Below are 21,833 nucleotides of genomic sequence, written 5' to 3'. Positions count from 1 at the left end.
GGGAGCGCCGTGCGCGGGGCCGCCGCCTCCGGTGCTCGGACCGCGGGGCGCACGTACCCGCCGTGCGCACATGCGGCGGCCCGGCCGGGATAAGACCTCGGCCGGACCGCCGCATGTGTCGCTATAGGCCGCTAGAGCCGGCCCTGCGCAGCGGAACCGCTGCTGGGGCGCTCCCCGCGGTAGGGCTTGCGGGGGCGGTTGTCGCGGCGGGTGTGCTCGCCGTTGCGGCGGCGGGCGGAGTCGTCGCGAGGGCCGTCGCGGCGCTCGCCCCGCTCACCGCGGGGGCGCGGGTTGTTGCCGCCGCGCCGGCGGGGATTGCCTCCGCCGCGGCCGCGGCGGGGGCGCTCGGGCTCGGGCGGCTCGATCCAGGGCTCCCACGAGGGCTCGCGTGCGCCGGTCACCTCGCCGAGCAGCGCGTCTCCCGGGTTGACCAGGTGCTGCTCGGCCCGCACGCCGGCGTCGCCGAGCAGGCGGCGCGCCAGGCGCCGCTGGTTCGGCGCGACCAGCGAGACCACGCGGCCCGACTCCCCGGCGCGGGCGGTGCGGCCGCCGCGGTGCAGGTAGTCCTTGTGCCCGGTTGGCAGGTCGATGTTGACGACCAGGTCGATGCCGTCGACGTGGATGCCGCGCGCGGCGACGTCGGTGGCCACCAGCGCCTGCACGCGGCCCTCGCGGAACTTGGCCAGCGTCTTGGTGCGCACGCTCTGGGTCTTGCCGCCGTGCAGCGACGCCGCGGGCACGCCGGCGGCCACGAGCTGCTCGCTGATGGAGTCGGCGCGGTGCTTGCTGCGCACGAACAGGATCGTGCGCCCGTCGCGGGCCGCGATCTCGGTGACGATGCGGTTCTTGTCGCGCGGCAGCACCTTGAGCAGGTGGTGCTCCATCGTGGTGACGTGGGAGACCGGCGGGTCCACCGAGTGGGTGGAGGGCTCGTTCATGTAGCGGCGGACGAGCTTGTCGACGTCGCCGTCGAGCGTGGCGGAGAACAGCAGCGCCTGCCCGCCCGAGGGCACCTGGTCGAGCAGCTCGGTGACCTGCGGCATGAAGCCCATGTCGCACATCTGGTCGGCCTCGTCGAGCACGCACAGCTCGACGTCGCCGAGGTCGCAGGCGCCCTGCTCGATCAGGTCGGTCAGCCGCCCGGGCGTGGCGACCAGTACCTCGATGCCGCGGCGCAGCTCGTTGATCTGGCGGGTGTAGGAGCTGCCGCCGACGACGTCGCCGATGCGCACGCCGAGCAGCCGGCCGTAGTCGGTCAGCGCGTCGCGCACCTGGTGGGCGAGTTCGCGAGTGGGCACGAGCACCAGGGCGCGGGGGCGGCGGGAGGCTGCGCGGCGCTCAGCGGCGCGCACCAGCAGCGGGAGCCCGTAGGCGAGTGTCTTGCCCGATCCGGTGCGGCCGCAGCCGAGCACGTCGCGGCCTGCCAGCGCATCCGGGATGGCGGCGGCCTGGATCGGGAACGGCGTCGTGACGCCTTCCTGCGCGAGCCTGTCCACGATCGAGTCGGGGAGTCCGAGTTCGTCGAAGCCAGGGCATGCGGCATTGTCCGTCAAGTGACGTAAACCTTCCTCATAGATCGGCGGCGTTTCGAGGAAGGCTCCGCGGCCACTGCGGAGAGATCGCCCAAACGCGCCGGATAACGCGACCGGGGATCGTCGAGGGCCCCGGTGCCAGACGGCCCGGCGCGCCGGATGCGCGCAGCACGGATCGACCGCCTTGTGAAGCGTACTAGAGACCGGTCGCGGCCCGTGCACGATACGGGCGCACGCCGCGGTGATCCGCCCCTCAGTCGGACGCGCCGCCCGGCGCGGGACGCGGCCGAAGGTCAGCCGCGGGCGGCCTGGGCCGCCATCGCGGTGAGGCGCCCGGCCTGCGCGCGCCGCTCGGCGGCGGCCTGCTCCTCCAGCGTGCGTCCGGGCGCGCCGCGCAGCAGCTCCTTCGTGGCGGACGCAGCCTCACGCGGGACGGCCAGCAGGGCGGCGACGAGGTCGTCGACGGCGGCGTCCAGCTCGGCGCCCTCGACGACGAGCTCGGCCAGGCGCAGCTCCCGCGCCTCGGCGGCGGAGACGGTGCGCGCGGTCAGGCACAGCTCCATGGCGCGGTTGGGGCCGACCAGGTCGACCAGGGGCTTGGTGCCGGTGAGGTCGGGCACCAGGCCCAGCGCCGGCTCCTTCATGCACAGCTGCGCGTCGTCGGCGAGGACGCGCAGGTCGCAGGAGAGGGCGAGCTGGAAGCCGGCTCCGATGGCGTGGCCGCGAACGGCGGCCACCGTGACGATGTCGGGCCGGCGCAGCCAGCGGAAGCCCTCCTGGTAGCCCGCGATGGCCGCGTCGAGCTCGGCGTCGTCGGCGCTGCCGCGGGCGATGCGGTCCATCAGCGAGGTCTCGCCCTCGACCCCGCCGGGGCGGAACATGTTCAGGTCGATGCCGGAGGAAAAGGAGGAGCCTTCGCCCTTAACGACAACAATACGGACGGACTCGGACAGTGTCTGGCCGACATGGGCCAGCGCCTCCCAGGTACGCCCCGTCATCGCGTTGCGACGCTCGGGGCGCACAAGCGAGACGGTGGCGACCTCGCCGGTCACCGACAGTCGCAGCCCCGCCGCCTCCAGGTCGCCCTCGGCGATCCCGCCCGGCTCTGCCATGCGCACCTCCGCACCTCCTGTGCCCGTGCCGCGCGGCGGCCGCGGGCGCCTCCTTCTGCCGTCGGACCACCCTAGAGCGCCGGCGGGGCGGCCGGCGGGGGCGGGGCGGACCGCGCGGCGGGTCGCGTGTCCTCCGCGGGCGCCCGGCCGATGCCGGGGGCATTCCCGTGCGCTCCCGCAGGGCCGGGGCAGGCCCGCTTCATGATCGGCGGGAGCGCGTCGTGCGGTGCCGGGGCGCCGCGCGGAGGTACACAGGGCCGCGCCGGAGGTTCCGGCAGTCCAGAGGTGCAGGGTCCCATCCGCCGAAGGGGCGCGGGGACGGAACCTCCGCCGGGGTCAGCCCCGGCGGGTGGCGCCTCCGCGACCGCGGAGGGTGACTCCGGCCTCGGTCAGCAGCCGGTGGACGAACCCGTAGGAACGGCCGGTGGCGGCCGCCAGCGAGCGGATGCTCTCGCCTTCGTCGTAGCGTCTCTTCAGTTCGCTCGCCAGTTCCGAGCGTTCCGTGCCGGTCACGCGGGTGCCCTTCTTCAGGGTCTCGGCCACAGCGTCCTCCCGTGCTCATGGGTGATCAACGCGACAATGAATGCCCATGATCAGCCATGCGGGAGCACGTGGCTACCCGTAGCCGCCGCGGCGGAACGGCCCGGAGCCGGCGGGCGAGTTTCGGTCAGAACCAAAACGAGACCACATCGTCCGCCGCGACAACCCCGGCCCGGATTCCGCGTCCCCGCGGCTCGCCGAGGCCGGCGCCGTCCTCAGGCCAGGGTGATCAGGTCGGCGAACTCCGCGTTCCACATGTCCTCGGCGCCGTCGGGCAGCAGAATGACCCGCTCGGGGGCGAGGGCCTCGACCGCACCCTCGTCGTGGGTGACCAGCACGATCGCGCCCTTGTAGTTGCGCAGCGCGCTGAGGATCTCCTCGCGGCTGGCGGGGTCGAGGTTGTTGGTGGGCTCGTCCAGCAGCAGCACGTTGGCGCTGGAGACCACCAGGGTCGCCAGAGCGAGCCGGGTCTTCTCGCCGCCGGAGAGCACGCCGGCGGGCTTGTCGACGTCGTCGCCGGTGAACAGGAACGAGCCCAGCGTGCGGCGCGCCTCGACCTCGGGCAGGTCGGGGGCCGCCGCCACCATGTTCTCCAGCACCGAAAGGGAGGTGTCGAGGGTCTCGTGCTCCTGGGCGTAGTAGCCCAGGCGCAGCCCGTGCCCGGGCACCACCTCGCCGGTGTCGGGCTTCTCGACCCCCGCCAGCAGCCGCAGCAGCGTGGTCTTGCCCGCGCCGTTGAGGCCGAGCACCACCACCCGGCTGCCGCGGTCCACGGCCATGTCCACACCGGAGAAGATCTCCAGCGACCCGTAGGACTTGGACAACCCCTTGGCGGCCAGCGGGGTGCGCCCGCTGGGGGCCGGGTCGGGGAAGCGCAGCTTGGCCACCCGGTCGGCCTTGCGCTCGCCCTGGACGGAGTTGCGGATGCGCTCGGCGCGGTTCTCCATCTGGTGGGCGGCCCGCGCCTTGGTGGCCTTCGCCCGGAAGCGGTCGGCCTGCTTCTGCAGCGCGCCGGCCTGCTTCTCGGCGTTGGCGATCTCGCGCTTGCGGCGGCGCTCGTCGGCCTCGCGCTGGACCTGGTAGGCGCGCCAGCCCATGTTGTAGACGTCGATGACGCACCGGTTGGCGTCGAGGTAGAAGACCTTGTTCACCACGTCCTCGACCAGTTCGACGTCGTGGCTGATGACCACCAGGCCGCCCTGGTGGCCCTTGAGGAAGTCGCGCAGCCAGACGATGGAGTCGCCGTCGAGGTGGTTGGTGGGCTCGTCCAGCAGGAGCGTGTCGGCGCCGCTGAACAGGATCCGGGCCAGCTCGATGCGGCGCCGCTGGCCGCCGGAGAGCGTGCCCAGCGGCTGGCCGAGCACGCGGTCGTCCAGCTTGAGGCTGCTGGCGATCGAGGCGGCCTCGGACTCCGCCGCGTAGCCGCCCATCACGTGCAGGTGCTCCTCGGCCCGGGCGTAGGCGCGTCCCGCGCGCTCGCGGTCCTTGGGGTCGTCGCTGCCCATCCGCTCCTCGGCCCGGCGCATCCGGCGCAGCGCGGCGTCGATGCCGCGGGCGGAGAGGATGCGGTCGCGCGCGAGCTCGTCGGGGTCGGTGGCCCGCGGGTCCTGCGGCAGGTAGCCCACCGATCCGCTGGTGGTGACGCCGCCGGCCGAGGGGGCGTCCTCGCCGGCGAGCACCTTGGTCAGCGTGGTCTTGCCCGCGCCGTTGCGCCCCACCAACCCGCAGCGGTCGCCGGCGGCGACGCGCAGCGAGGTGGGCTCCAGCAGCAGCCGGGAACCCACGCGCAGTTCGAGGTCAGAGGCGATCAGCATGGCAGGACAAACCTTCTGGCGGCAGGAGGTGCGGGTGGCGGTGCGGGCGATCGGCGCGGCGCGGGATCGGCCGCCCGCGGATCACGGGGGCGGCCACGGGACCGCACGCACGCGACCACACTAGTGCCCGCGGACGGCAACGCGCGCTTGAGCGGCCCCATTCCCGGCGCCGCCCGCCGGGGCGGCCCACGCGTCCGGCCGGGGCGGGCGCGTGGGCCGCCGGCCTACGGTTGCGCCGAGTCGCCCTCGCCCGGCTCCGAGGCGGGGCCGGCGGACCGGTCGGTGTCGGCCTTGCCCGTGTCCGCCTGTTCGCCGGACGCGGACTGCGTGCGCTCGGCCGGGGCGCGCCCGGCGCCCTCCTCCTTCGAGGCGGAGACCTCGCTGGGCCTGCCGCCCGCGCCGGCGTAGTGGCCGCTGCGCGCCGCTTCCACCAGCGGGCGGTTGCGCAGCAGTGCCGCCAGCACGGCCACCACCGGGGTGGCCAGGAACATGCCGGCGATCGCGCCGATGATTCCGCCGATGGTGATGACCAGCAGGACCACGGCGGAGGGCAGCTCCAGCGCCTTGCCGTAGACGCGCGGGGCGAAGACGTGGCTCTCCAGCTGCTGGACGACCACCACAACCGCGACGACCAGGATCGCGATGATCCAGCCCTCGGTCACCAGGGCGACCAGCGCCGCCAGCAGCCCGGTCAGAAAAGCGCCGATGACGGGAAGGAACGCGCCGATGAAGGTCAGCACGATGAGCGGGATGGCCAGCGCCGGGTCGATCAGAAAGACCAGGAAGAGCCCGATGCCCACCGCGTCGATGAGGCCGACCAGCGCCACGCCGCGCACGTAGCGCCCCATGACCCCGTAGGCGATCTCGGAGGCGGCCTTGATGGAGGCGCGCGACTGGCGCGGGAACAGCGAGCGCACCCACTCCATGAGCAGGTCGCCGGAGTGCACGAAGTAGACGGTCAGCACGACGATGAGGATGACGCCGAGCAGGATCTCCAGAACGGTGGTGCCGGCCACCCAGGCCTGGCTGACCCACTGCGACCAGTTCTCCTCCAGCCGCGAGCGGAGCTCGCGCTCGGCGGCCTCGATGATGTTGGCGGCGAGGTCGGGGTTGAGCCCGAACGTCTGCAGATAGCTCGGAAGGTCGCTGACGGCCTGGTCGACGCTGTCGACGAGGCCGGAGAAGCCGGAGATCGCGGGCTGCACGATCATCGTGATCACGCCCGCGAGCAGGATCAGGGCGCCGATGCACGCGACGGCCGTGGAGGAGCCGCGGCCCATGCCCTTGCGCCGCATCCAGTTGGTCGGCGGCATGAGCAGTGCGGTGACGAACACCGCCAGGATCACCGGGATGGTGACGATCCTGATGTAGACCAGCCCGTAGACGATGATGGCCGCGACGATGCCGACGACCAGCACCCGCCAGGCGATGTTGCCCATCCGCACCAGCATGCTGTCCGGCTCCGGCGGATGGGAGTCGGCAGGCTCGGGCGCCGCGGGGGCCGGAGGCTCGGGGGGATCGGCGCGCGGCGCGCGCCTCCGCTTCAGCAGCGACCACTCCCACGGCCGTGTCAAACGCACGTCTTCCCCCTACTTCCGATTCCAGACCGCGCGGGTGGCGTCTCGCCGGTCCCGCCTCGCGCCCGATCAGCTGAAGCTACCGCATCGCCGGGCTCGGGTCCCGCCCTCGCGGCACCGCCCACCCGGCACCGGCCGTTCCCGCAGATCACAGCTGCCACGGCTCCCGCGGCCGGTCGCTGTCGACGATTTCATTGCCGAACGGCGCCAGCGCCACGGGGATCATCTTGAGCGACGCCCAGGCCATCGGGATGCCGATGACGGTCACGGCCAGCCCGACCGCGGCGGCGATGTGTCCCAGGGCCAGCCACCATCCGGCGACGATCAGCCAGACGACATTGAGGAGGGTGCTGGCCCCTCCGGCGCCCGGCTTGCGGGAGAGCTCCCGGCCGAAGGGCCACAGCGCGTAGTTGGCCATCCGGAAGGACGCGACGCCGAACGGGAACGTGATGACGAGCAGGCAGCAGATGACGCCCGCCAGGACGTAGCCCAGCGCCAGCCACAGGCCGGCCACGAAGAGCCAGATGATGTTGAGGACCAAGCGGAGCAGTGCCACTGAGTTCGCATCCCTTCCGGATCAGCGCCCGGCCGTCGGGCGGCGGCCGCGGTTCGCGAGGCCGGGTGGCCTTCTACCCGCATACGACGGCCGTTGTGCGCGGCCTGTTCCGCCGGAGTGCCCCGAAGAGTCCCCTAGGGGACGGGCCGCGCCCGTCGCCGGGCGCGCGGGCGCCGGGGCACGACGGCGCCGACCGGCGCGTCCCTTCCTCCCGGCGGCGCCGTACGCAGGTCCTCCGCCGCAGCGGCGGCGCTGCGGATTTGGGGAGGGGGCGCTCGGGCGCGTTAGGATCGGCCCCGTGCGTATCACCAAGCTGGGACACAGCTGCGTGCGCCTGGAGCGCGCCGGCGCCGCTCTGGTCATCGACCCGGGCGGCTTCAGCGAGGCCGACGCGGCGGTCGGCGCCGACGCCGTCGCGATCACTCACGAACATCCCGATCACCTCGATCTCGACCGGCTGCGGGCCGCCGCGGCGGCGAAGCCCGGTCTGGATGTCTACACCCACGCGGGGATCGCGGAGCGGCTCGGCGAGCTGCGCGAAGCGGGCGCGCGGGTGCACACGGTCGACCACGGCGCGACGGTGACCGCGGCGGGCTTCGACGTCCACGTCTACGGTGAGCGCCACGCGGTCATCCACCCCGACATCCCCGTGGTCACCAACATCGGATTCCGGGTGTCCGACTCCGAGCGCGCGCTGTTCCACCCCGGCGACGCGCTGACGGTCCCCGAGGACCCCGTCGACACGCTGCTGCTGCCGGTGCAGGCTCCCTGGTCGAAGGTGTCGGAGGTGATCGACTACCTGCGCGAGGTGCGCCCCGCCGCGGCGCTGGCCGTGCACGACGGCCTGCTCAACGAGAACGGCGCCGGGGTCTACGCCGCCAACCTGGAGCGCCTGGTCCCGCAGGTCGACTACCGGCGCGTACAGCCGGGGACCGTCGACGCGATCTGACCCGGCCCGCGGGGGGCGCTCCCCCTCCCCGGCCGCGCCCGTGTCGGCGGCCCGCAGGGGGCGGCGGACGCGTGCGCGCTGTTCCGACCGCAATGTGATCGGCCCATCACTCCGCGACCCTAGGCACGCGCGCCCCCGATCAATACGATGATCAGTATCCGGATTGATCGGAGTCGGACGTCCGGACGCTCGCGAATCGTCGCCGAAATCGGACATAAGACCAAACATTGGTCAGTCGAGATCGGATTCGGTAACGGTTGAGCGAGTAATTTCCCCACCCCCCGTGCGCGAGCGGGAGTGGGGATGGCATGATTACGTACCGGCTCGCAGGGAGGGCGTCATCGCCTCCCCGGCCGTTTCGTGTGAGCGCCCTGCCGGTTTCGGCGGTCTGGCGCCGTGGTCTGCACCACACCCGGGAACACCGAGGCAACGCATGGCGTTCACGCCGTGCGGGGTTGCTCACGCTGTATGACGTATGACTGCTTGTTTCTAACCCTGTCTTCCCAACAGCTTACTAGTGATTTCAGTAGAGGTGGTTCAACCATGTCTCAGGTACGCCGGCAGGCCACGCTGCGCCCCCGCCCGCACTGGGGGTGGCAGGATGCCGCCGCGTGCCGGGGCGAGGACCTTGTGCTCTTCTTCGGCCCCGACGGCGAGCGCCAGCCGGAGCGGGAGATCCGCGAGCGCAAGGCCAAGGAGATCTGTGCTCAGTGCCCTGTCCGTACCGAGTGCCTCGACTACGCGATCTCGCGACCCGAGAAGTACGGTACGTGGGGCGGCCTGAACGAAGACGAGCGCGCGTCCGAGCGCCGGCGCCGAATGCGTCGTGCCAACGCCGCCTGATCCGATCCCTCCGCCCTTTCCGGGCTGGACCGGCGGCGGACGACCCGAGACAACAGTTCTCTGAAGCGGCCCCCGGCCACGCTTACCCGCGGCGCCCCGACGGTTTCCGTCGAGGGCGCCGCGGGTTTTCACGTCCCTGTACCCGGCGCGCCCGGCATGCCCGGCGCGCACAACGCCGCGCGGCGCGGACGCGCTTGCGCCCTTCACAGGTGGTGCTCGAACCAGTCGGCGGCCGCCGCGCCGACGTCGCGCCAGGCGCCCGCGCCGGAGATCAGCCCTTCGGCTCCCGCGACCGTACGGGCCTCGCCCGGCCCGCTCGTGCGGCTCAGCGCCCATTCGGCCAGCTCGCGGACGAACGAGTCGGAACCCTGCACCAGGGCCAGCACCGGTGCGCGCACCCGCCCCAGCGCCTCGCCCGCCGCGTCCGGCCGGCCGCCGTTGAGCACCACCGCCGCGATGTCGGCGGGGTGGTCGGCGGCCACCCGCAGCGCCGCGGGCGCGCCCCGGCCCGACCCCAGCACCCCGACGCGCCCTTCAGCGGCCTCGGTGGAACGGCGGAGCCAGCCCACTGCGGCGGCGAGCCTGTCGGCGGCCTCGACGGCCGACACCTCCGACAGCGCCCCTTCGGCCGCCTCCTGGCGGCGCGCCTCGTCGGGTGTGAGCAGATCCAGCAGCAGGGTCGCAAAGCCCGCACGGCCCAGTCCTGCGGCGACCGCGCGCTGCACCGGGTCCTCGCGGCCGTGCTCCACGGCGACCACCACGGTGGCGCGCATGCCGGCGACGGTGGCCAGTTCGGCGTCGAGGTGGACCTCGCCCGCGCGGATGCGCACGGCGCGGGAGGGCGCCGCCCCGGCGTCTCGCGGATCGCTGATCAGCGCGGTGACCTCCTCGTCGGTGAGCTGGCCGAAGTCGCGGTACCACTCCCCCACCGCGCGGAAGTTGTCGGGGACGGTCAGGGCGACGACGCGGTCGGTCTCGTCGGCCAGCGCGTCGAGGGCGGCCTGCGCGGCCACCGGGACGGCCAGCAGCAGCCGCGCGGGGTTCCTGCGCCGGACCGTGCGCAGGGCGGCGCGCGCCGTGCCGCCGGTGGCCACGCCGTCGTCGACCACGACCACGTCGCGCCCGCGCAGCTGCGGCGCGGGGTGCCCGCGCCGGTAGAGCTCCAGTCGCCGCTCCAGCTCCGCCCGCTCCGCGGCCACGGTGGCGGCGAGGTCCTCGCGGGTCAGCCGCAGCCGGGCCAGCGCCGTGTCGTCGTAGCAGGCGTGCCCGTCCTCGGCGATGGCGCCCACCCCCAGCTCGGGGTGGCCCGGAACGCCGATCTTGCGCACGACGACGACGTCCAGCGGGATGCGCAGCATCCGGGCGAGCTCGGCACCGACCGGGACGCCGCCTCGCGGCAGCGCCAGCACCACCGGGTCCTCGGACACGTGGGGGCGCACCCGCTCGGCGAGGCGCCGCCCGGCCTCGGACCGGTCGGTGAACGGCAGTGAAACGGGCAGCGGGTTCATAGGCACTCCGGCGCTTCGCTCCCATCGCCGCCGCGTGGCGGAAATGCCGGTTCTCGCCCGGTTCGCACCGGGCACGGCGGAAAGTGCTACGGGCATACCCGCCCCCGTGCGCGCGCCAACCTCGCGGGCGCGCAATTCTCGCCGCGCAGCGGGGCCCGGCGGACCGGCGGCCGCGGCCTCAGTCCTGCGCGCGGCGGAAGTCGCTTTCCAGTACGCCCATGATCAGCGCGTCGTGCCGGCGCTGGTCCCACAGCAGCGCGTCGCGGAGCCGGCCCTCGACGCTGAACCCGCACGAGCGGTAGACGGCGATGGCGCGCATGTTGAACGCGTAGACGCTCAGCCAGACCCGGTGCAGGTGCACCCGGTTGAAGGCGTAGTCCAGCACCAGGCGGGTCGCCTCCTTGCCCAGTCCCTGACCGGTGAACTCGATCGCCGAGAGCGCGATGCGGTAGCCCGCGCTCTCGTTGTCGGCGTCGAGGTCCGCCAGGGCCAGCTCGCCCACGAAGCGGCCGCCGGGCTCCTCGATGATCGCCATGTCCAACCGGTCGAACTGGTCGGCGCGGGTGGCGCACCAGTCGCGGATCTCGTCGTAGTCCGGGCGCCGATGGGTGCCGGTCAGTCGGCGCACCTCGTCGTCGCGGGTGGACTCGAAGAAGTCGTCGGCGTGCTCGACCGCGAGCGGGACCAGGCTGACGCGCTCGCCTGCCAGAGTGGGCTTCTCGCGCAGCGCGCTCAGGTCGATCATCGAGGCGGCCTCCCGGGGTCGTCGTTCGAGTGAGGGGAAGCGGGCGCAGCGGAGGCGGGGGGTGTCGCCGCGGGTCGTCGTGCGGATTCGGCCAGGAGATCATATGTAAAGGCCGATACGGCCCGGGCACAACCCTTTCGCGCGGAGCAGGGGCGGTCGTCTACCCTTCCGGGGGCGCTTGTACGCCGATTCGTCCGATCATAGGGGAGGTTCCGTGGCCGTTGGCAACGCGGTACGCAGGGCGGACACTGAGGCGCGCCGGGGGCGGCTCGCGGTGGTGGTCCTCTTTCTGGCCAACGGCTTCGCGTACGCCAACATCGTGCCGTGGCTGCCGGTCATCAAGTCCCAGCTGGAGCTGTCCAACACCCAGCTGGGCCTCGGCATCGGCGCCATGCCCCTGGGCGCCCTGGTCACCGGCATGCTCGCCGGTCCGCTGATCGCCCGCTTCGGCAGCGGCCGCGTGGCCGTGGGCTCGGGCCTGGTGCTGGCCTGCGTGCTGCCGCTGGTGGCCACGGCCCCGGCGTGGTGGGTGTTCGCCCTGGGGATGTTCTGCCTGGGCTGGATGGACGCGTGGATGGACTCGGCCATGAACGCGCACGGCCTGCGGGTGCAGCGGCGGTACGGCCGCACGATCATCAACTCCTTCCACGGTCTGTGGAGCGTGGCGGCCGTCGCGGGCGGCACGGTCGGGACCTCGATGGCGGGCTGGGGCGTGCCCATCGCGGCCCACATCGCCGTGGTCACCGCGGTGCTGCTCGCGGGGGTGCTCGCGATCTCGCGGCTGCTCCTGCCCGGTGCCGAGATCGACGAGCCGGCCGAGCCCGCCGGCTCCGCCGAGGCCGCCGGCGGCACCGCCGCCCGCGTGCGCGGACGGCTGCGCGTGCCCGGGCGCTCGATCGGGCTGCTGCTCGTGGTGAGCGTACTGCTGATGATGGCGGGAGCCGTCGAGGACTCCGCGGCGTCGTGGGGTGCGGTCTTCATGCGCGACGAGCTCGCGGCCCCGCTGTTCCTGGTCGGGCTGCCGTTCGTCGCCTGCCAGGGGATGATGACGCTGGGCCGGCTGACCGGGGACCGCATCACCGACCGGTTCGGCGCGGTGGCCGTCGCGCGCACCGGCGGGCTGCTGTCGGCCGCGGGGATGGCGCTGGCGCTGCTGACCTCCGAACCGGTGGGCGCCATCGTCGGGTTCGGGCTGATGGGCCTGGGGGTCGCCACGCTGTTCCCGCTGGCGCTGGCGGCGGCCGGGGAGATCCCGGGGCTCGGCGGCGGCCACGGGGTGGCGCTGGCGGCCTGGCTGGCGCGGATGGGCTTCCTCGGCGTGCCGCCGCTGATCGGGGTGATCGCCGACACCGTGTCGCTGACGGCGGGGCTGTGGGTGATCCCGGCGGCGGGTGTGCTCGCCGCGGTACTGGCATCCGGCCTGCGCCCCTCGCGCGGCGCCGGCGCGTGAAGGGGGACCGCCCCGGCGGTGGACCGCTCCCGGTCCGGCCGGGTGGCCGGGCCGGGAGCGGCCGCGCCGCGCGAGGCTACCTGGCCTCTTGCGGCCGGCGCGTGGCGTAGAGGGTCACGGCGCCGATGCCGGTCGCGATGACACCCCCGAGCACGAACCCGGTCAGGTCGACACCCGTGGTGGGCAGGTAACCGCCGCCGTCGGAGTCGCCTCCGCCGGAGCCGGCTGCTGCGCTCGCCGCCGAACCGGTGTCGGCGGAGTCGGAGTCGCCGCCGCTGCCGGAGTCGTCGGCGGGCGGGTTGGCCGAGTCGTCGCCGTCACCGTCACCGTCACCGGGGCCCGGCGTCTCGCCGCCGTTGCCCGGATCGGGCGTCTCGTCGCCGTCACCGGGGCCGCCCGGGTCAGGCGTCTCGTCGCCCGGGTCCTCGGGACTCGGGTCCTCGGGGCCCGGGTCTTCGGGACCGGGGTCCTCGGGGCCGGGGTCTTCCGGACCGGGGTCCTCGGGGCCCGGGTCCTCGGGACCGGGGTCCTCGGGGCCCGGGTCCTCGGGACCGGGGTCCTCGGGGCCCGGGTCCTCCGGACCGGGGTCCTCGGGACCGCCCGGAGTCTCACCGGGCCCGCCGGGGTCGGGGTCCTCGCCGCCCGGCGGGTCGGGGAGGAGGCCGTCGGCAGCGCTGCCGACGGCATCGCCGGCCGATCCGACCACTCCGCCGAGACCGAGCTGCGGCTCGACGACCTGATCCGCCTGCTCTTCCGTCTCGGGCGCGGACTCCGTCTGCGCCTCCGCCCCGGGAGCCTGCTGGGCAGACTCCTGGGGCTCGGCCGCCGCATCCGCGGGGTCCGCGGTGTCGGCGAACGCCGGCGCGCCGGTGAAGCCGACGGCCAGCAGGCCGGCGGCGGTCACGCCGATCGCGCGTGGTTTCCAGGACATATCGCTCCTTTCTGCTTCGAGAGGGGGTTATTCGGGCACGAGGGCGTAGACGTCGCCGTCGGCGACCACGACCGCGCGGCCGCCGAGCAGCCCCCAGGGCCGGGCGACGTCGCCCTCGAGTTCGATCGGTTCGGCGCCGGCGGTGGTCGCGACGTCGACACCGCCCACCTCACCGAAGACGGTGCCGCCGGCGGCGCTGACGGCTTCGAAGCCTTCCAGGGCGGTGGCGCTGCCCTCCCGCGGATCGGCGATGACGGGCCCGAAGGCGGCGGCCTTCGGGGTGTGCACGAGGACGGAGTCGGCCAGCCCCTCCTCGGAAGCCTCCGCGGCGGCCGCGACCGAGCCGTCCGACCAGTCGTGGAAGGCGAGCACCTTCCCGTCGCCGCCGCCGGCCGGGTTCCAGGCGGCGACGACGTAGCCGCCGCCGGCGCTGTAGACCTCGTGGAGCGATTCGGCGCCCTCAGGAGTCTGCGGCCGCACACGCTCCGTGGCCCCATCGGGGGCGACCCAGGTCCAGGGGCCCCGCACGACGGCGGTCAGCACCCGCTCGCCGTCGGAGAGCAGCGCGCCCGTGCCCTCCGGCTTCTCGACCGGGGCGAGCTCGCCGTCGACCGGGATCGAGGCCTTCGCGTCGGCGATGACCAGGGGGGCGCCTCCGGCGTAGCTGACGTCGGCGCCCTCGGGCAGCGCCACCTCCCGCGGGGTGCCCCCGCCGGACTCCCACAGCCACAGCGCACCGCCGCCCACGACGGCGACGGCGTCCGCGGACCCGGCGCGCACGAAGCGCGGCCCGCTGACGACCTCGTCCGCGGACAGCGGGAGGTCGGCGGTCCACCGGGGCCCGCCGTCGCGGCCGACGACGCGCAGGCGGCCGCCGGGGTCGATGTAGGCGGCGCGCTTGCCGCCCTCGGCGACGTCGGGCTCCGTGCCGGCGTGCATCGGCCGCCGCCAGGCGGCGTCGCGGGTGAACCCCGGAGGCGCCTGGCGCGACTCCATCGTCGCCGCGGGCCGGTCGTCGGCGGGCGCCGCCTCGGGCACCAGCGCGGGCACGTAGCGGACCGCGGCGAACGCGCCCCCGGCGAGGACGGCGAGCGCGGCCGCCGCCCCGACCACGGCGAGGGCGATGCGCCTGCCGCGCTTGGGCTTCGTGCGCGGGCTCCCGCTGAGCAGGGCGGCCTCGGTGCCGCCCGCGGCCCGGACCACGCCGGTGGGGCTGACGATCAGCTGCCAGGCGCCGTTGCCGTCGCGCGCGTTGACCAGGACCGGCCTGCCCATGTGGGCGGCGTACTCGGCGGACAGGTCCAGGGCGGCGTTGCGCGTCTCCTTCGGGGTGGCGCCGAAGACGGTGCGCGTGTGGCGCTCGATGGTGACCTCGGCGCTGCGCTCGTCGGCGGCGACCACCAGGACGACCGGGCTGGAGTGGGGGGCCGCCGGCTCGCTCACGGCCGCCCCCGGCTCGCGGCCGCGCGAGCGGGGACCGTGTACGGCGCACGTCGCGGTGGAGGCGCTGCGGTCATGTCGTGCTGAACCTGTTCCGTTGGCGAGGGATGCTGTCGTGCCGGACGCTCGGGGGGCGGGAGCGCGACTCCGCCGGGTTCCGGACCGCTTGCGGGTCCGCTCCGCTGCGAGGAGTCATCACGGGTCACGGTGATGATACTGATGACCCGCCGGCGCCTCCGGACGCGGTTCGCCCCGCGTGACGGCGGCCGCCGCCCGCGCATCCCGCGCAGGACCGCCCGCGCCCGCGCCGCGACCTGGGCCGGGACCGTCCACCGCAGCACCGCCGTGCACACTATCGGCCGGCCGGGACGCGCATTCCCGCCCGCACCGGCCGACCAGGTGTTCTGGCCACATCCGGCCGCCCCGTCGAGCCGGCCGTATCCCGTCACAGCGGGGCAGGGTACGACTGCGCCGAGAGAGCGCACGCATCCGGCTCAGCAGTCTCCGAGCATCTCCTCCAGCGCGGCGCGGTCGGCGGAGGGCAGGCGCAGGCCGTACTCGTCGACCACGTCCACGTAGGCGACCGCGTAGGTGCAGCGGAATGGCGGATAGGGCCGCCACTCCCCCGGTCCCGAGTCGCCTTTGCTCTGGTTGGCCGGGCCGTCGGCGGCGATCAGGTTGTCCGGGTCGTTGGCGAACTCGACCCGCATGTCGCGGTCCCACTCGACGGCGCCGGTCCGCCAGGCCAGCGCGAGCGGGACGAGGTGGTCGATCTGCACCTCCATCGGGTCCTCGGCGCTGAACTCGATCCTCCTGCCGGTGTAGGGGTCCTCCAGGACGCCGCGGGTGACGGTGCAGTCGTCGGCGACGCGGAGGCGGCGCAGGTCGCGGGCGAGGATGTCGTGGCGGGTGGGGCAGCCGTTGTCGTCGGTGTCGGTCCAGGAGGAGCCGAACTCCTCGCGTTCGTAGCCCGCACCGGACCCTTCGGGGCCCACCTCGGCCTCCGACAGGTCCGCGATCGCCTGCTCGACGTCGGCGGAGGCGGGCGGATCGGCTCCGGGCGCCGGCTGCTGCGCGGACGGCGCGGGCGCGGCGGTCGGATCGGCGGAGTCGGTGCCGGGCAACGCGTCGCAGCCGGCCGCGGCCCCGGCCGCCGCGAGCAGCGCGGCGGCGATGCGGGGCGTCCGGCGGGGACCGGTGCGCGGTGCGCGGGCCATGTGACCACCCGGCCGGCGCGGGATGCGGGGATTCGGGGAGGAACGCGCCGGTTCCTACGAGGATGCCCCAGGCGTCTCCCGGTCCTCGGCGCGGGGGCGGGGTTGGGGAGCGGCGGTGCCTTGGTCGCCGCAGGCGCCGGCCGAGGAGCCCGGACCGCTGGAGGCGACCGGAGGCCGCCCGTCCTCCTCGGTCGCCCCGGAGCCGGCGCGCCCGGCCCCGTCGGCGTCCGCGGGCCTCTCCGCGGCCTCCCCCGGCGCCGCCTCGCCGGGAGGCGCTCCAGCGGGCGCCGGGCCCTCCCCCGCGGCCCCGACGCCGGGAGGTGCTTGGCCGGGCCCGGCCAGCGCCGCCTCCTGCTCGGCGGCCTTCCCGGGGGCGGGCCGGCGCTCCCCTCCACGCCGCCGGCGGCGGGAGGACGCGGTCCCGGCGGCCGGGTCGGTGTCCTCGCTGATGCGGTCGGTGCCCCAGCCCAGCAGCCGCCGCATCCGCGCGGCGATCTCCGCCGGTGTCTCGCCCGAGTCCTCGGGCCGGCCGGTGGCCTCCAGCGCCTCCTCGCGCCGCTCCACCATGCGGCGGGCCCGCTCGTGGCGGCGGCCGGCGATCTCGGCGCGCGCGGCGGCCGTTCGCGGGGTCGGCCACATGGCGTCGATCTCGGCGTTCAGCGCCGAGCCGATGAGCACGGCCAGGGCCATCAGCCACAGCCACACCAGGATGGCGATGGGGGCGGCCAGCGAGCCGTAGATGGTGACCTGCCCGAAGGAGGCGTCCAGGTAGATGCGCAGCAGCGCCGAACCCGCCAGCAGCACCGCCATCGCCACCAGCGCGCCGGGCAGGTAGCGCCACAGCGGCGTGCGCACCGGGGTGCTCAGCACGTAGAGCATCGCGACCGCGAGCGTCGACAGGGCGCACACCAGCGGCCAGTAGAGCAGGTGCAGGTAGCCGACGGTCGCCGGAAGCAGCAGGTGCACCAGGTCGGGCCCGGCGACCAGGACCGGCAGCACCACCAGTGCGAACAGCAGCCCGCCCAGGTAGGCGAGCAGGGCCAGCACCCGCTGGCGCAGATAGCCGCGAAGCTCGTCCAGGCCGTAGGCGATCGTGATGGCGTCGATGAAGACGTTCATCGCACGCGAGCCCGACCACAGCGACACCAGGAAGGTCACCGACAGCAGTCCGCCCTGGGCGCCGCGCAGGAACTCGTCGACGAGCGGGGCGACCAGGGAGTCGACGGTGCCGGAGGTCAGCGCCGTGGCGGCCAGGTCGAGCATCCAGGCGCGGATCTCCAGCACGGTGGCGTGGCCCAGGACCGGCCGCAGGTGCCCCAGCGTGCCCACCAGCCCCAGCAGCAGAGCGGGCAATGACAGCAGGGAGAAGAACGCCGACTCCGCGGCCAGGCCGACCACGCGTGCGCGCGAGAGTGCGCGCACCGTCCGGCCGACGAGCAGGAGCAGCGCGCCCAGCACCGGGCGGCGCTCACGCCAGGAGGCGACGCGGTCCCCCACGCCGCCCAGCGTCCGACTCCACAGACCCCACACGCCTACCAAGCTAGGCCCCCGGGCGGCGGACGTCCCGGCGGCGGCGCGTGCACCGGCCGATTCGATAGCCTTCCGTGACCGCGGCGCGGCGGAGCCCATCGGGCGCCGAAGGGCAACCCGGAATCCGCGTGACAAGCTTCACCGCCCCCGGAGCCGCCCGGACCTGGACAGCGGGGGTCGCGGCATGGCATGGTCGTGGACATGATCGCTGCTCTGGACCCGATGCTCTGCGTGCGCCGGCACGTGGACTTCCTGCGGGTCCGCAGTGCCATCTGTCGCAACGTCGGCTGACCCCGCCGCTTTTTGTGTTCTTACGCCCGTTCTCCGGGGCGCAAGCGGCGCCGACGTTGGTCCACGCCGAACCGCCGCTCGAACCCGGGTCCACGATGCCGTGCCGGGTAGCGAGGTTCCGCCGTGGTGCGCGCCGGCGCCCAGTGTGCCCCGCGCTACCTCTCGGAGGACCCCGCAATGCCTCCCACGTCCGCATCGACCGGCGCCCGGCCGCGCCGCGGCGAGGGCCAATGGGCCCTCGGCTACCGCGAACCGCTGAACAAGAACGAGGAGAACAAGAAGAACGATGACGGGCTGAACGTCCAGCAGCGCATCATCGACATCTACTCCAAGGCCGGCTTCGACTCCATCGACCCCGCCGACCTGCGCGGCCGGTTCCGCTGGCTGGGGCTCTACACCCAGCGCGCCCCGGGCATCGACGGCGGCAAGACCGCGGTGCTGGAGCCCGAGGAGCTCGACGACCGCTACTTCATGCTGCGCGTGCGCATCGACGGCGGCCGGCTGAGCGTAGCGCAGCTGCGCGCCATCGGCGAGATCTCCACCTCCTACGCGCGCGACACCGCCGACGTCACCGACCGGCAGAACGTCCAGCTGCACTGGATCCGGGTCGAGGACGTCCCCGCCATCTGGGAGAAGCTGGAGTCCGTGGGCCTGTCGACGATGGAGGCCTGCGGCGACACCCCCCGCGTGATCCTGGGCTGCCCGCTGGCGGGCATCGACGCCGACGAGATCGTCGACGCCTCCCCGCAGATCGACCGGATCTACGACGAGTACATCGGCAGCCAGCTGTTCTCCAACCTGCCGCGCAAGTTCAAGACCTCGGTCTCGGGCTGCTCGGCGTTCTGCACCAACCACGAGATCAACGACGTGTCCTTCCAGGGCGTCATCGGCCCCGACGGCACGCCGGGCTTCGACCTGTTCGTGGGCGGCGGCCTGTCGACCAACCCGATGTTCGCCCAGCGGCTGGGCGCCTTCGTGCGCCCCGACCAGGTCACCGAGGTGTGGGCGGGGGTCACCTCCGTATTCCGCGACTACGGCTACCGGCGGCTGCGCCACCGCGCGCGCATCAAGTTCCTGATCAAGGACTGGGGCGCCGCCCGGTTCCGCGAGGTGCTGGAGAAGGAGTACCTGGGCTACGCGCTGCCCGACGGCCCCGAGGTGGACATGCGCGAAGGACTGCAGCGCGACCACATCGGCGTGCACCGCCAGCGCGACGGCCGCAACTACATCGGCTTCGCGCCGCGCGTGGGGCGCGTCTCGGGCACCCTGCTCTCGCGCATCGCCGGCATCGCCGAGGAGCACGGGTCGGACCGCATCCGCACCACCGCCGACCAGAAGCTGGTCGTCCTCGACATCGACGACGACAGGGTCGAATCGGCCACGGCCGCGCTGGAGGCCGAGGACCTGCAAGTGCGTCCCAGCGTCTTCCGCCGCCAGACCATGGCCTGCACCGGCATCGAGTTCTGCAAGCTGGCCATCGTCGAGACCAAGGACCGCGGCGCGTCGCTGATCGACGAGCTGGAGCGGCGGCTGCCGGACTTCCCCGAGCCGGTCACCATCAACCTCAACGGCTGCCCCAACTCCTGCGCCCGCATCCAGGTGGCCGACATCGGGCTCAAGGGCCAGCTGGTCACCGACTCCGAGGGGCGCCAGGTCGAGGGCTTCCAGGTGCACCTGGGCGGCGGCATGGGGCTCACCGCCGCGTTCGGGCGCAAGGTGCGCGGCCTCAAGACGACGTCGGCGGAGCTGCCCGACTACATCGAGCGGGTGCTGCGGCGCTTCCTGGACAAGCGCGAGGACGGCGAGTCGTTCGCGGCCTGGGCCGCCCGCGCAGAGGACGGCGATCTGAAGTGAGCGGAGCGAGCCGGCGCCCGGCGGGCGCCGGCCCCGGCCGCGCGGCGGGGCGCGGCCACAACCGGCGATCAGCCCGGCGGAAGGGGTGAGGAGACGATGAGCGAACGCGCCGCCCCCCACTACTGCCCCTATTGCGGGGACGAGGACTTGGTGCCGCACGAGGGCGACGGCGAGTCGGGGTCCGGCTACGCCTGGGGCTGCCTGTCCTGCGCGCGGGTGTTCCGGGTGAAGTTCATCGGCCTGCGGTCGGCCGCCTTCGGCGGCGCGGACGACGGCCGGACACCGAGGGATGGGAACGCATGAACGTCACATTGGACGGCCAGGACCTGGCGGACAGGGCCGCGGCCGAGCTGGAAGACGCAAGCGCCCAGGAGATCATCCAGTGGGCTTCGGAGACCTTCGGCGACCGGCTGTGCATGACCTCCTCGATGGCCGACGCCCTCATGGTCGACCTGGCCTCCCGGGTCGTGCCCGGAATCGACGTCATCTTCCTGGACACCGGCTACCACTTCGCCGAGACGATCGGTACGCGCGACGCCGCGGCGGCGGTCTACCCCATCAACCTGATCAACGTGGAACCCCAGCGCAGCGTGGCCGAGCAGGACCGCGACCTGGGTCCGCGGCTGCACGGGCGCAACCCCAACATCTGCTGCCACCTCCGCAAGGTCGAGCCGCTGCAGCGCGCGCTGGAGCCCTATGACGCGTGGCTGACCGGCCTGCGCCGCGACGAGGCCACCACCCGCCGCTCCACCAAGGTGGTCCAGTGGGACCGCCGCAAGCGGATGGTCAAGGTCAACCCGATCGCCCGGTGGACCCGGGAGGAGGCCGACGCCTACATCGAGGCGAACGGGGTCCTGGTCAACCCCCTGCAGTACGACGGCTACCCCTCGATCGGCTGCGCCCCCTGCACCCGGCGCGTGGCCGACGGCGACGACCTGCGCAGCGGGCGCTGGGCGGGACTGAACAAGACCGAGTGCGGCATCCACCTGTGAGCGGATACGAGATGAGCGACGAGGCCCCGGACACCCCGGGCGCGCCGCTGGTGGCGGTGGCCCACGGCAGCGCCGACGCGCGGTCGGCGCGGGCCGTCGAGGCGCTGTTCGAGCGCGTGCGCGCGATGCGGCCCGGCCTGGACGTCCGCGTTGCCTACCTGGACCACGTGGCGCCGGGCGCCGAGGACGCGCTGACAGGGCTGGCCGCCGAGGGCGCGGGCGAGGCCGTGGTGCTGCCCGCGCTGCTGACGGCCGCCTACCACAGCAGGGTCGACCTGCCCGCGGTGCTGGACCGGGTGCGGGAGTCCTGCCCCTGGCTGCGGGTCCACTACGGCGCGACGCTGGGCCCGCACCCGCTGCTGCTGGACGCGGTGGAGCGGCGCCTGGCCCAGACCCCGCGGGCGCGCCGCGCGGGCACGTCGCTGGTGCTGGCGTCGGCGGGCTCCAGCCACGCCGGCGCCAACGCGGTGATCGCCCGCGCCGCCGCCGATCTGGAGGGCCGCGGCCCGTGGGAGCGCGTCGTGCCGGCGTTCGCCTCGGCGGCCTCCCCCACGCCCGGCGAGGCGGTGGCGGACCTCTACGCCGGGGGCGCCTCCCGGGTGGCGGTGGCCGACTACCTGCTGGCACCGGGCTACTTCGCCGACCGGGTGGCCGAGCAGGCCTTCGCCGCCGGTGCGGTGGCCGTCTCCCCCGCCCTGGGCGACGCGCCCGAAGTGGCCGAGGTGGTGCTGCGCCGCTACGACGAGGCCCTGGGCCGGGTGCCGCTGCCCGACGCCGCCGCGCGCTAGCCGGCGGGGGCCCGCGCGCCGGGACCCGCGGACCGAGCCGACGCGGCCGGGCGCACGGGCACTGGCCGCGGAAGGGCCCGGTCACTAGGATTCGGAGTGGATCCTGGGGTTCCTCGGGCACGGAGAGGGGTCGTTCCCTAACATCCGTATCGAGACCGACGACC

18 protein-coding genes and 1 pseudogene are annotated in these 21,833 nt (G+C 74.2%); 7 read left to right on the top strand and 12 right to left on the bottom strand.

What is annotated here, in order from left to right:
• Positions 1-131: 131 nt before the first annotated feature.
• The 6 genes from ABD284_RS14895 to ABD284_RS14870 all read right to left on the bottom strand — a co-directional run bounded on the left by ABD284_RS14895 (position 132) and on the right by ABD284_RS14870 (position 7,131).
• Positions 132-1,553: a DEAD/DEAH box helicase gene (locus tag ABD284_RS14895; RefSeq protein ID WP_344143604.1), complete on the bottom strand. Its 1,422-nt coding sequence runs from the start codon at positions 1,551-1,553 to the stop codon at positions 132-134.
• A 272-nt stretch (positions 1,554-1,825) separates the two neighbouring features.
• Positions 1,826-2,644, bottom strand: a complete 819-nt coding sequence (locus ABD284_RS14890) for an enoyl-CoA hydratase/isomerase family protein (protein ID WP_344143603.1) — start codon at positions 2,642-2,644, stop codon at positions 1,826-1,828.
• Between the two features lie 336 nt (positions 2,645-2,980).
• A complete protein-coding gene (locus ABD284_RS14885) occupies positions 2,981-3,187 on the bottom strand; it encodes a helix-turn-helix domain-containing protein (RefSeq protein WP_186356587.1) in 207 nt (68 codons plus the stop codon).
• A 212-nt stretch (positions 3,188-3,399) separates the two neighbouring features.
• Positions 3,400-4,998, bottom strand: coding sequence for an ABC-F family ATP-binding cassette domain-containing protein (locus tag ABD284_RS14880; protein WP_344143601.1), 1,599 nt, complete (start codon positions 4,996-4,998; stop codon positions 3,400-3,402).
• A gap of 224 nt (positions 4,999-5,222) precedes the next feature.
• Positions 5,223-6,578 (bottom strand): AI-2E family transporter, encoded by a 1,356-nt coding sequence (locus tag ABD284_RS14875; protein ID WP_344143600.1) that lies wholly within the window; start codon positions 6,576-6,578, stop codon positions 5,223-5,225.
• 145 nt (positions 6,579-6,723) lie between these two features.
• Complete coding sequence (locus ABD284_RS14870; protein ID WP_344143598.1) at positions 6,724-7,131, bottom strand: YccF domain-containing protein; 408 nt, start codon at positions 7,129-7,131, stop codon at positions 6,724-6,726.
• A gap of 298 nt (positions 7,132-7,429) precedes the next feature.
• Between ABD284_RS14870 and ABD284_RS14865 the strand changes: the two genes are divergently transcribed.
• Positions 7,430-8,080, top strand: coding sequence for an MBL fold metallo-hydrolase (locus tag ABD284_RS14865; RefSeq protein ID WP_344143597.1), 651 nt, complete (start codon positions 7,430-7,432; stop codon positions 8,078-8,080).
• A 543-nt stretch (positions 8,081-8,623) separates the two neighbouring features.
• Complete coding sequence (locus ABD284_RS14860; RefSeq protein ID WP_255430170.1) at positions 8,624-8,923, top strand: WhiB family transcriptional regulator; 300 nt, start codon at positions 8,624-8,626, stop codon at positions 8,921-8,923.
• A gap of 203 nt (positions 8,924-9,126) precedes the next feature.
• Here ABD284_RS14860 and ABD284_RS14855 read toward each other — a convergent pair whose 3' ends face one another.
• Together ABD284_RS14855 and ABD284_RS14850 are read right to left on the bottom strand one after the other, a co-directional pair.
• Positions 9,127-10,431 (bottom strand): phosphoribosyltransferase family protein, encoded by a 1,305-nt coding sequence (locus tag ABD284_RS14855; RefSeq protein WP_344143596.1) that lies wholly within the window; start codon positions 10,429-10,431, stop codon positions 9,127-9,129.
• A 178-nt stretch (positions 10,432-10,609) separates the two neighbouring features.
• A complete protein-coding gene (locus ABD284_RS14850) occupies positions 10,610-11,176 on the bottom strand; it encodes a GNAT family N-acetyltransferase (RefSeq protein ID WP_344143595.1) in 567 nt (188 codons plus the stop codon).
• A gap of 214 nt (positions 11,177-11,390) precedes the next feature.
• Between ABD284_RS14850 and ABD284_RS14845 the strand changes: the two genes are divergently transcribed.
• Positions 11,391-12,626: an MFS transporter gene (locus tag ABD284_RS14845; protein ID WP_344143594.1), complete on the top strand. Its 1,236-nt coding sequence runs from the start codon at positions 11,391-11,393 to the stop codon at positions 12,624-12,626.
• Positions 12,627-12,702: 76 nt separating this feature from the next.
• Here the strand turns inward: ABD284_RS14845 and ABD284_RS14840 are convergent, their stop codons facing one another.
• The 4 genes and pseudogenes from ABD284_RS14840 to ABD284_RS14825 all read right to left on the bottom strand — a co-directional run.
• A complete protein-coding gene (locus ABD284_RS14840) occupies positions 12,703-13,557 on the bottom strand; it encodes a hypothetical protein (RefSeq protein WP_344143593.1) in 855 nt (284 codons plus the stop codon).
• Positions 13,558-13,584: 27 nt separating this feature from the next.
• Positions 13,585-15,000 carry a hypothetical protein gene (locus tag ABD284_RS14835; protein WP_344143592.1) on the bottom strand — a complete coding sequence of 472 codons (1,416 nt, stop codon included), beginning with the start codon at positions 14,998-15,000 and terminating at the stop codon, positions 13,585-13,587.
• 491 nt (positions 15,001-15,491) lie between these two features.
• Positions 15,492-16,214, bottom strand: coding sequence for an HNH endonuclease family protein (locus ABD284_RS14830; protein ID WP_344143590.1), 723 nt, complete (start codon positions 16,212-16,214; stop codon positions 15,492-15,494).
• A gap of 531 nt (positions 16,215-16,745) precedes the next feature.
• A pseudogene (locus tag ABD284_RS14825) lies at positions 16,746-17,753 on the bottom strand (YihY/virulence factor BrkB family protein); the annotation flags it as partial.
• Between the two features lie 459 nt (positions 17,754-18,212).
• Here ABD284_RS14825 and ABD284_RS14820 point away from each other — a divergent pair.
• The 4 genes from ABD284_RS14820 to ABD284_RS14805 all read left to right on the top strand — a co-directional run bounded on the left by ABD284_RS14820 (position 18,213) and on the right by ABD284_RS14805 (position 21,669).
• Complete coding sequence (locus ABD284_RS14820; RefSeq protein WP_344143589.1) at positions 18,213-19,889, top strand: nitrite/sulfite reductase; 1,677 nt, start codon at positions 18,213-18,215, stop codon at positions 19,887-19,889.
• 96 nt (positions 19,890-19,985) lie between these two features.
• A complete protein-coding gene (locus ABD284_RS14815; RefSeq protein WP_344143588.1) occupies positions 19,986-20,192 on the top strand; it encodes a hypothetical protein in 207 nt (68 codons plus the stop codon).
• Positions 20,189-20,881, top strand: a complete 693-nt coding sequence (locus ABD284_RS14810; RefSeq protein ID WP_344143586.1) for a phosphoadenylyl-sulfate reductase — start codon at positions 20,189-20,191, stop codon at positions 20,879-20,881. The genes ABD284_RS14815 and ABD284_RS14810 overlap by 4 nt, the downstream gene beginning before the upstream one ends.
• Positions 20,882-20,892: 11 nt before the next feature.
• Positions 20,893-21,669: a sirohydrochlorin chelatase gene (locus ABD284_RS14805; protein WP_344143955.1), complete on the top strand. Its 777-nt coding sequence runs from the start codon at positions 20,893-20,895 to the stop codon at positions 21,667-21,669.
• Positions 21,670-21,833: the final 164 nt, after the last annotated feature.

This window comes from Streptomonospora arabica (genome assembly GCF_039531585.1).
Lineage (GTDB): Bacteria > Actinomycetota > Actinomycetes > Streptosporangiales > Streptosporangiaceae > Streptomonospora > Streptomonospora halophila.
The sequence above is the reverse complement of the archived record's forward strand: the minus strand, read 5'-3'. Positions and strand labels throughout refer to the sequence as shown.